The 9,575-nt window shown below is 45.0% G+C and carries 8 protein-coding genes; 5 read left to right on the forward strand and 3 right to left on the reverse strand.

Going from position 1 to position 9,575, the window contains the following annotated elements; genetic code table 11:
• Positions 1–85: 85 nt before the first annotated feature.
• Positions 86–1,225 (reverse strand): bifunctional diaminohydroxyphosphoribosylaminopyrimidine deaminase/5-amino-6-(5-phosphoribosylamino)uracil reductase RibD, encoded by a 1,140-nt coding sequence (gene ribD / locus IM322_RS05570; RefSeq protein ID WP_287676497.1) that lies wholly within the window; start codon positions 1,223–1,225, stop codon positions 86–88.
• Between the two features lie 391 nt (positions 1,226–1,616).
• Here ribD and IM322_RS05575 point away from each other — a divergent pair, with 391 nt between their 5' ends.
• The 3 genes from IM322_RS05575 (at position 1,617) to IM322_RS05585 (ending at position 4,863) form a co-directional block, all read left to right on the forward strand.
• The gene (locus IM322_RS05575) at positions 1,617–3,053 is read left to right on the forward strand and encodes an ammonium transporter (RefSeq protein WP_287676495.1); all 1,437 of its coding nucleotides are present in this window, start codon (positions 1,617–1,619) and stop codon (positions 3,051–3,053) included.
• Between the two features lie 174 nt (positions 3,054–3,227).
• The gene (locus IM322_RS05580) at positions 3,228–4,652 is read left to right on the forward strand and encodes an ammonium transporter (RefSeq protein ID WP_287676493.1); all 1,425 of its coding nucleotides are present in this window, start codon (positions 3,228–3,230) and stop codon (positions 4,650–4,652) included.
• A complete protein-coding gene (locus tag IM322_RS05585; protein ID WP_287676492.1) occupies positions 4,624–4,863 on the forward strand; it encodes a hypothetical protein in 240 nt (79 codons plus the stop codon). The genes IM322_RS05580 and IM322_RS05585 overlap by 29 nt, the downstream gene beginning before the upstream one ends.
• 64 nt (positions 4,864–4,927) lie before the next feature.
• On the opposite strand, the gene IM322_RS05590 is transcribed toward IM322_RS05585, so the two are convergent.
• Positions 4,928–5,866 carry a glycosyltransferase family 2 protein gene (locus IM322_RS05590; protein ID WP_287676499.1) on the reverse strand — a complete coding sequence of 313 codons (939 nt, stop codon included), beginning with the start codon at positions 5,864–5,866 and terminating at the stop codon, positions 4,928–4,930.
• A 79-nt stretch (positions 5,867–5,945) separates the two neighbouring features.
• A complete protein-coding gene (locus IM322_RS05595; protein ID WP_286824449.1) occupies positions 5,946–6,815 on the reverse strand; it encodes an alpha/beta fold hydrolase in 870 nt (289 codons plus the stop codon).
• A gap of 158 nt (positions 6,816–6,973) precedes the next feature.
• On the opposite strand from IM322_RS05595, the gene IM322_RS05600 reads away from it, so the two are divergent.
• Together IM322_RS05600 and IM322_RS05605 are read left to right on the forward strand one after the other, a co-directional pair.
• The gene (locus tag IM322_RS05600; RefSeq protein WP_287078889.1) at positions 6,974–7,891 is read left to right on the forward strand and encodes a histone deacetylase family protein; all 918 of its coding nucleotides are present in this window, start codon (positions 6,974–6,976) and stop codon (positions 7,889–7,891) included.
• Between the two features lie 114 nt (positions 7,892–8,005).
• Positions 8,006–9,199: a Coenzyme F420 hydrogenase/dehydrogenase, beta subunit C-terminal domain gene (locus tag IM322_RS05605; RefSeq protein WP_287676490.1), complete on the forward strand. Its 1,194-nt coding sequence runs from the start codon at positions 8,006–8,008 to the stop codon at positions 9,197–9,199.
• The last annotated feature ends 376 nt before the right edge of the window (positions 9,200–9,575 follow it).

Genomic DNA, 9,575 nt, shown 5'->3' on the forward strand with positions numbered 1-9,575 from the left:
GAAAGGTCGCGAAAGTCTGTGGACTTTGTGTAAGACAGTACATGGTTTTTTAACCGTGGTATGCAACGGTGGTTGAAGCAGAAACTTAAATCGTGAGGTTTAGGAATCGCCGCACTTTTAGGGCGGCGAGGATGTCAATTTGCAGATATCCCTCAATCACAATATCGGGATTGAGATAATTAACCGTGACATTTTCTAACTGTAAAGCTTGGCTCATTAACTGGAAACCTAAATCACCCACGGCAGTAGGTGCCTTGATTCCCCCGATGATTTTGGGCGCAATAAAAGCGATAATTTTTTGTACCATGCCCTCAGCGATGGCAGCCGCGCTTAAACCGCCGCCGCACTCCCACAAAACCTGACAAAATCCCCTCTGATAAAGATTTTCCATCACTAAAGTGGGTGTCACCTCGGTTAGTTCGATCACTTCCACGCCTTTTGTTAATAATTGTTGCTTAAGCTTGACATTAGAATCAACTTGTGTATAGACAAGCGTGGGAAATTGACTGGTATCCCAAAGATGGGCGGAGGAGGGTAAATCGAGCGATCGAGTCATGACCACGCGCAGGGGATTATGATCGGAGAGGCCGTGAGTGGTTAGGTGAGGATTATCTTGACGGACAGTGCTACCGCCGACGATAATCGCATCACAGGCCGATCGCAATTGATGGACTATTTGGCGAGAAGCAGGGCTAGTAATCCAAGTGCTATGACCAGTAGTAGCGGCAATTTTGCCATCGAGAGTCATGGCATATTTGAGGATACCGAAGGGTTTTTTAGCGGTAATGCGATGGATAAAACCCTGATTGAGTTGAAGACATTCGGACTCCTCCACTCCCACCAGCGTCTCGATGCCTGCCGATTCTAATCTTTGAATACCTTTCCCCGCCACCAGGGGATTAGGATCGATCATCCCCACCACCACTTTTTTAATGCCCGCTCGCATAATTGCCTCGCTACAGGGGGGAGTACGTCCATGGTGGTTACAGGGTTCAAGATTGACGTATAAAGTGGCACCACGAGCTTTTTCTGCTGCCTGTCTCAGGGCGAAAACTTCTGCATGGGGTTGTCCGGCCTCCGGGTGAAAACCTTCGCCGATAATTGTCCCCTCTTGAACGATCACAGAACCCACCAAGGGATTAGGAGAAGTCCGTCCCAAGCCTTGTCTAGCAAGGGTTAGACATCTTTGCATCATTGTGCGATCGAATTCCGTTGCCTGGGCCATGGTTGATTTCTCCAAAGGAGGGGAGACTTTATCAGTGATCAGTAAACAGTAAAAACTGATCAGTGGGGAGCTTTTTTCAGTGATCAGTAAACAGTAAAAAGTAATCAGTGAACTGATAACTCGCATCTGATAACTAAATTCTTGATCACTTCTCCACCACTATTATTTTAAAATGAAATGTATCAACGAATACAGAAATCTCAGATCAAAAAAACAAAGATCGAAAAACATTGACTACTCACACCTCAAGATAAATCCCTAGGTGTTTGGTCTTCTGAAATGATTGACCCCTGTTCCTAGGATTTAGCGGTGGAAAGGACATAATTGCTCGGTAATTATTCTCAAAAGTAATGAATCGACCTACTAACTCAACAAAGTCAACGAATTAACGATGAAACGAATTGCTCGAAAATCTGGGGAACTTGTCGGTTTATTACCGAAAATTAACCCTGTCTGGTTAGCCTGTGTTCCTTTGTCCGCGATTATTTTTGTGGTTTGGAACACGGCCGTACAGGCCCAAGATGCGAAACCCTTAACTCCCGAAGATGTCCAAAACGCTCTCAATACAATCTGGGTTTTAATTGCCTCCATCCTCGTGATCTTTATGAACGCAGGTTTTGCGATGCTAGAAACGGGATTCTGTCGCCAGAAAAACGCCGTTAACGTTCTCGCCAAAAACCTGATCGTTTTCGCCCTCTCCACCATATCATTTTGGGCGATCGGTTTCTCCCTGATGTTTGGGTCTGTCAGTAACGAATTTTTCGGTACAGGAGGTTGGTTCCTTAGCAGTAGCGATCCTGCCACCTACGTCATGCCCGCCTCTTTGCCCACCTCGGTGTTCTTCCTGTTCCAAGTCGCTTTCGCGGGAACGGCAGCCACCATTGTATCTGGGGCAGTGGCAGAACGGATTAAATTCGTCGATTTCCTAGTTTTTAGCTTAATTATTGTCGGTATCATGTACCCGATCACTGGTCACTGGGTTTGGGGTGGCGGTTGGTTAGCCGACCTTGGTTTTAAAGACTTCGCCGGTTCGACGGTGGTTCACTCGGTGGGTGGTTGGTCTGCTTTAACTGGGGCTGCAATTCTCGGCCCGAGAATGGGTAAATACATCAACGGTCGCACCAGTGCCTTACCCGGCCATAACATGAGTATTGCGACCCTAGGTTGTTTAATTCTCTGGATTGGCTGGTTTGGTTTTAACCCCGGTTCTACTTTAGCGGTTAATGAAACTGTACCCTATATCGCTGTCACAACTAACCTCGCCGGGGCCGCGGGTGGCATTGCCGCTACCCTTACCGCTTGGTTCAAAGATGGTAAACCCGACCTTTCGATGATTATTAACGGTATTCTCGCCGGTTTAGTAGCCGTTACTGCCGGTTGTGATGGTGTATCCTATTGGTCGGCGGCAATCATCGGTTTAATCGCCGGCGTAGTCGTGGTTTACTCGGTGTCTTTCTTCGATAACCTGAAAATTGATGACCCGGTGGGTGCGACTTCCGTTCACCTCGTCTGTGGTGTGTTGGGAACTTTAGCCGTCGGTATCTTCAACAAAGATGCCGGTTTAATCACCGGTCAATTCCAACTGTTTATTAACCAAATTATCGGGATTGTGGCAGTAGGGGCATTTACCGTGATTGTTAGTGGTATTGTTTGGACAATCCTCAAGGCTACCCTCGGTATTCGTGTTACTCCCGAAGAAGAATTGGAAGGTCTGGATATAGGCGAACACGGCATGGAAGCCTATAGCGGTTTCGTCAAGGAGTCCGATATCGTCGCTGGTAGCTATTATGCTTCCAGTGTTGACATGGAAACGCCTAGCACTCGTTAGGTTAAACCTTGTAAAGATAGATTAATTGATACCCGACAAAGTTAAAGAGAAAAAGAAGAAGGCCTCGCCCCGATGCGATCAATGGCTATAATTGCCTTCTAAACCTTTTCTCTTTCGGTTTTTGTCTCTTTACGGACAGAAAAAATTAATCTTGCTACTAACCACCAACCGACAATGAAAAAGATCGTAGGAATAACCGTACTTTTGCTGGGACTGGGATTCAATTTTGGAGTTGCCCCGGTTTTTGCGGAAACCATCACCGCCGCTCCCCCCAATCCGATTAGTGCTGGGGATACAGCTTGGATGCTGATCTCCTCAGCTTTAGTTTTATTAATGACCCCCGGACTGGCCTTTTTTTATGGGGGTTTAGTACGTTCCCGTAACGTCCTCAACACCATGATGATGAGTTTGGTGGCCATGGGCGTCATCGGGGTAACTTGGGTGCTTTGGGGTTATAGTCTCGCTTTCGATGTCACCCCGGGTAAAAGTGGTTTTGGCGAGGGAATTGAAGCTTTTATCGGGGGACTAGATTGGATTTTTCTTAACGGTGTCACTGCGGCCACACCTGACAATATCGGTTATGCACCCACCGTTCCCCATCAAGTGTTTATGGTCTATCAGATGATGTTTGCGATCATCACCCCGGCTTTAATTTCGGGTGCGATCGTGGAAAGGGTTAACTTTAAAGCCTATTTTTGGTTTTTACTGCTTTGGTCCACCTTTATCTATTCTCCCCTAGCTCACTGGGTTTGGGGTAAGGGTTGGTTGGCGGCCACTGGGGCGCTGGATTTCGCCGGTGGAACCGTTGTTCACATTAGTTCCGGGATTTCTGCACTGGTGGCCGCCTGGATGATCGGTCCGCGGCGTAGTTTTGGTGTCCAAGCCTATGCACCCCATAATGTGCCTTTTGTTCTCCTAGGTATCGGTTTACTCTGGTTCGGTTGGTTTGGTTTTAATGGTGGTAGCGCGCTTTCCTCTAGTTCCCTAGCCACGACAGCTTTTGTTAATACCACGATCGCCGCTTCGGCCGGTGGTTTGACATGGATGCTTATAGAATGGATTTTACGGGGTAAACCGACGGCGATCGGTATTGCTAGTGGATTTTTAGGGGGATTAGTGGGTATTACTCCCGCTGCCGGCTATGTGCTGCCGATCGGGGCGATTCTCATTGGTTCGATCACTGCCCTTAGCTGTTTTTTTGCGGTTAGTCTGCGGGCAAAATTGCGCTTTGATGATTCTTTGGATACCTATCCCGTCCATGGTGTGGGTGGAACGGTAGGGGCAATCCTTACGGGGGTTTTTGCGACTAAATCGGTTAATTCCTTGGGTAATGACGGTTTACTATTTGGCAACCCAGGCTTAGTCTGGACGCAATTTGTTGGCGTTGCTGCTACTTATATCTTTGCTGCCGTGGGTACTTTTGTCATCCTGAAAGTTCTCAGTTTATTCATGGATCTGCGGGTTAAACCGAATACGGAAGCAGAAGGGTTAGATGTGCCTCAACACGGAGAGGAAGCCTACGGACAGGAATTCGAGTTTGGTAACAGCCTTTCCTACCAAGAAAATCCTGGTGCCACAAATCCGCAAGAAAATTATTAGCGATTCCAATCAGCTATCAGTCCAGCTAACAGAAATGAAATTTCGTCCCTGTGAAACTGGGCTAAAAAATTCCGTTTTTGGTCGTCTTGTCTCTGTCACCGGGGATTGTGATCCTGTCCGTCGCTGGCAAAGAATGCTCGATCGTTATTGTCCAGAGATTCTCCAAGACCCAAAAACTCTCCGCCAAGGCCGCATCAGTAGCGATCGCTAGGGAGGATCAAGTTTTATCTAGATGGGCAAAACAGCAAAAAATTAGCGATTCTTACTGACAAGAATCAAGAAATTTGTAAGCCAGCTAACTCAGCAATTGTGTAGGTGGGTCTGCCTTTAACTTCCTCGTAAATTCTGCCGATATATTCTCCTAGTATTCCGATGCTAATTAGCTGTACAGAACCCAGAAAAAATATAGCGATCATAATCGTGGCAAAACCCGTGATCGGTGAGTCGGGTTGCTGTAAACGCCAATATAATACTAACAGAGCCATAATCAAAGATATCAGGGCAGAAAATAATCCTAGATAGGTAGCAAAACGTAAGGGGACACGAGAAAAAGATACTAGGCTATTAATAGCTAAAGATAATGATTTGCTAAAGGTATATTTTACTTCCCCGGCAAAGCGCGCATCCCGCTCAAATTTAACCGCAGTTTGTGGAAAGCCAATCCAAGCGCGCAACCCACGAATATAACGATTTCTTTCTGGGAGAGAATTTAATAGATCTACTACCTGACGATCCATTAAACAAAAGTCTCCTGTATCGGCGGGAATATCCACATCGGCTAGTCTTTTAAGCAAACGATAAAAGAGATAGGCCGTCAGTTTTTTAAACCAACTTTCTTGTTTTCTTTTGGTTCTTTGGGCATAAACTACTTGATACCCCTCTTGCCATTTTTCAATCATTTGGGGAATTAATTCGGGCGGATCTTGCAGGTCGGCATCCAAAACAATAATTACTTGTCCTCGGCAAAAATTAAGTCCAGCTGTCACCGCCGCTTGATGACCAAAATTGCGGGCGAAACTGATATAACACACTCGAAAATCAGCTTTGTGCAGTTCTCGCAGCAGTTTTAAGGAACTATCTTTACTACCATCATTTACTAGGATTAATTCTACCTCCCCATCTAAATTATTCATGATGGCACTCACCCGGCGATATAGTTCGGCAATAGTTTCTTCCTCGTTATAGATGGGGACAATCAGGGAATATTTTAGCATTTGCATAATAATATTTGATCGGTAATTGATTGAAAAATCTCACTCCTAACTGGGAGAATTATGCTGTCAATATCTTTACTTATTGAAGAAAATCCTCGATCGCCTGTCCCGTCTCTTCCGGTGCTTCTTCCGGTAAAAAATGACCACTGGCGATCGCCTGTCCAGTGACTTGATTAGCTCGCTGCTGCCAAAGAGCGATCACATCGTATTGACGCGCAATGAAACCTTTTTCTCCCCAAAGAACCAAGAGGGGGGAGGAAATTTTCCGGTCTAAATCCTGACGATCATGCTCTAAATCGATGGTAGCGGCAGCCCGATAATCGGCACAGGTGGCGGTTATTGTCCTCAAATCTCGAAAACAACGCTGATATTCCCCCAAAGCTTCCTCTGTAAAAGCGCTAAAATCTCGCCCCCAACTTTGCAAGCAATGTTGCAGATAATAATCGGGATTAGCGGCGATCAGGGTTTCAGGAAAAGGGGAAGGCTGAATCAAGAAAAACCAATGATAGTAGGCAGTAGCAAAAGTTTGATTGGTAGCTTCGTACATCGCCAGCGTTGGGGCTATATCGAGTAAAACGAGTTTTTTGACCTTTTCGGGAAAATCAAGGGCGAGACGGTGGGAAACTCGCGCCCCTCGATCGTGGCCGATCAGATAAAACTCCTGATAACCCAATTTTTCCATCAGCAACACCTGATCGAGGGCCATGACTCGCTTGCAATAATTGCTAGAATCCTCTAGGGGTAAGGGTTTATCGCTATCCCCGTAGCCGCGCAGATCCGTGGCGATAACCGTAAAATTAGCCGCTAATCGGGGGGCAATTTTATGCCACATTTGATGGGTTTGGGGATAACCATGGAGCAAAAGCAGCGGAAAACCGCGCCCACCTTTGATACCATTGATAGTAATGCCATTAACTTCTAGCTGAAATTTCCGAAAATTTGTCAGCATTTTTTTCCTGTCACCTTAGGGAAAGATAATTGCATCATCCGGCCAAAGTGACCCAATCAGTAAAGTTTTTTCACTATAGCCCCTCAAGCCGCTGCTTTTCTGGTAGATTAAAACCATTAGGTTGCTCAAAAACCAACGAGTTAAGCAGTAATTTGATTATGATCTCGATTATCTATTCCGATGAATTTCTCGATCACGATACAGGTATTTACCATCCCGAAAAAGCGGCGCGTTTAACGGCAATTGTCGGAGCTTTAAAACAAACAGAATGGCAGTCAAAATTAACATGGCATTTACCCACACCGATCGAAATTCGTGACGAAGTAATCCCTTTGATTAAACAAGTTCATAATCAAGATTATGTTGATAGATTGCGGCGAATTTGTCAACGGGGCGGTGGAAGATTGGATGCAGATACTCCCGTTTCTGCCCGTAGTTACGATGTGGCGTTACTAGCGGTTAGTGGCTGGTTAGATGGAGTCGATCGAGTCTTATCCACCGGCGATCCTGCCTTTATTTTAGCCCGTCCTCCCGGTCATCATGCCACTTCTAATTATGGCATGGGTTTCTGTCTGTTTTCTAATGCTGCTATTGCCGCTTATTATGCTTTAGAAAACAAAAGAGTGCAAAAAGTAGCGATTCTTGATTGGGACGTGCATCACGGCAATGGCACCCAGGATATAGTCGAAAATCATCCCCAGATTGCCTATTGTTCCCTCCATCAATTCCCCTTTTATCCCGGCACGGGAGAAGCGAGAGAAAAAGGGGAGTTTGATAATGTTTTGAATATTCCCTTACCGGCGGGAAGTACCATTAAAGATTATCAAGAACATTTTGAGGGGCAAGTCATACCTTTTCTGAAAAATTTTCAACCAGATTTAGTGATTGTTAGTGCTGGATATGATGCCAATCAAGCGGATCCTCTGGCGGGCATTTGTTTACAACCACAAGATTATGGAATTTTAACGAAATACCTCTTAACTCTCAATAAACCGCTGCTTTTTGGCTTAGAAGGCGGTTATGATTTAGAAGCTTTAGCGGCTTCCGTCGTCGCCACCTTAGAAGCTTTGCTCTGATCCTATTCCAGGTAATCGTTACATTTCTTTAAAAAGATTGGTAACAAAGCGATCGAATGCGGTAAGGTAAACGATCGATAGAAAAAACCCTTGACCTAGTTGCCTTTTAAGATTATGAACTCGCTTGCGCCACACCTAAAAGCCAAAGCCCTCAAACCCAATAGTCGTCGTCCTGCCAAAGAATTGTGTAGCGAGTGCGGACTTTGTGACACTTATTATATTCACTATGTTAAAGAAGCTTGTGCTTTTCTAAATCAACAAATCGCCGATTTAGAAGCAGAAGCACACGGCAAAAGTCGCGACTTAAATCAGGAAAATGATCTCTATTTTGGTGTTCATCAAGAGATGATGGCTGCCAAGAAAAAACAAGCCATCCCCGGGGCGCAATGGACAGGAATTGTCAGTACAATTGCCTGTGAAATGCTCGCTCGTGGTTTGGTAGAAGGGGTGGTTTGTGTGCAGAATACCGCCGAGGATCGCTTTCAACCGCAACCGATTCTCGCCCGTACCACTGAAGAAATCCTTGCCGCTAAAGTTAATAAACCGACTCTTTCTCCCAATTTATCAGTCCTAGAAGAAATTGAAAAATCGGGCATGAAACGGTTATTAGTTATCGGAGTTGGTTGTCAAATTCAAGCCCTAAGAGCAGTAGAAAAAAAATTAGGCTTAGAAAAATTATATGTCTTAGGAACTCCCTGCGTCGATAATGTCACCCGCTCAGGACTGCAAAAGTTTCTAGAAACTACCAGTCGTTCCCCAGAAACCGTGGTTCATTACGAATTTATGCAGGATTTTCGGGTACACTTTAAACACGAAGACGGCTCGATCGAAATGGTTCCCTTTTTTGGCTTAAAGACTAATAAATTAAAGGATGTTTTTGCCCCTTCCTGTATGACTTGTTTTGATTATGTTAACTCCCTTGCAGATTTAGTTGTGGGCTATATGGGCGCGCCTTTTGGCTGGCAATGGATTGTCGTTCGTAATGATACGGGCAAGGAAATGTTAGAGTTAGTTAAAGACCAATTAGATACCCAAGATGTTATGTCTAGTGGTGATAGAAAACAGGCGGTACAAAATAGCATTCCTGCCTACGACAAAGGTGTAACATTGCCGATGTGGGCGGCAAAAATGATGGGAGTAGTAATTGAAAAAATCGGACCTAAAGGTTTAGAATACGCTCGCTTTTCCATCGATTCTCACTTTACCCGTAATTACCTTTATGTTAAACGTAATTATCCTGAAAAATTAGCAGCCCATGTTCCTGAATATGCTAAAAAGATTGTGGAACAGTATAAATTGCCCGATTAATTAGGGTATGCGGAAAAAGTAGGGGCGCAGCATTCAGATAGGAAATCTACGGTTTCAGCGATAGGTTATCGTCCGAATGCTTCGCCCTTACTTCGACAATCTTTTGCATAGTATTTTCTATATCTGCCGCCATACCAGCAAATTCCATAAAGTCAACGTCTGGATGTTTTGTTTTTATCTTAAATGTCGGGTGAAGACCCTCAGTTTGACTGACGGGATGAAACCCGACCAATATAGAACAGCACTTCGACAGGCTCAGTGACAGGAAGCACCACTAAATCCTTGACAGTTTTGTGCAGGATATGTTAGAATAAAATAAGTTGTTTGAGGTCGATAAACAATGATTGTCTTAGAAATGAAGGCGGTAGTCAAACCA

It is taken from the genome of Microcystis sp. M109S1, assembly GCF_020247025.1.
Classification (GTDB): domain Bacteria; phylum Cyanobacteriota; class Cyanobacteriia; order Cyanobacteriales; family Microcystaceae; genus Microcystis.